The sequence below is a fragment of the Hyphomonas sp. UBA3601 genome, from assembly GCF_002375605.1.
Lineage (GTDB): Bacteria > Pseudomonadota > Alphaproteobacteria > Caulobacterales > Hyphomonadaceae > Hyphomonas.
Genome location: NZ_DFME01000031.1, coordinates 1 through 498, shown reverse-complemented (window position 1 = coordinate 498; position 498 = coordinate 1). Strand labels below are relative to the sequence as shown.

The 498-nt window shown below is 57.8% G+C and carries 1 protein-coding gene; it reads left to right on the top strand.

The annotated features are described in order from the left end of the window. On the top strand, positions 1-413 hold a 413-nt coding region (locus tag B4F73_RS03225), incomplete at its 5' end, for a UrcA family protein (protein ID WP_290482489.1). Positions 414-498: the final 85 nt, after the last annotated feature.

Here is a 498-nt window from a genome sequence, read left to right as displayed (position 1 = left end):
TGGGGCGGGAGGAGTTCCCTGTCGGCAATCACGCCGTCGCTAACTCTGAAGGTAGTTTTGACATGAAAAAGTTCATCATCCCGGTCCTGATGGCCGCCGCGATCATCGTTCCTGCTGCTGCAAATGCAGAAGGCAAACCCATCACTGTAGAAATTGCCTATGACAAGGCCCTGCTGGCATCCGACGCTGGCGCAGCTGTCGTTCTCGAATCCATCGAGGCGCAAGCCAAGGAAGCCTGCTCAACACGCTCCCCGGTCACCAGCCAACCGGTTGTAGACCGTACATGTACCAAGAATATCAAGAAGGCTGCTTTGAAGAAGATCCTGGACAAGCAGGAAATCTCCAGCCTCCCGACCGCGCCTGTCTTTGCGCGCCAAGCTGTAACCCTCGTCGCTGACGCGGGACAACGCTAGACCTTTTCCTCCCGGAATAGCGTTGGAGGGGCTGCCCAGGGCCACGGGCAGCCCCTCATTGCATTCGGCGGGGCATTTGCTTCAG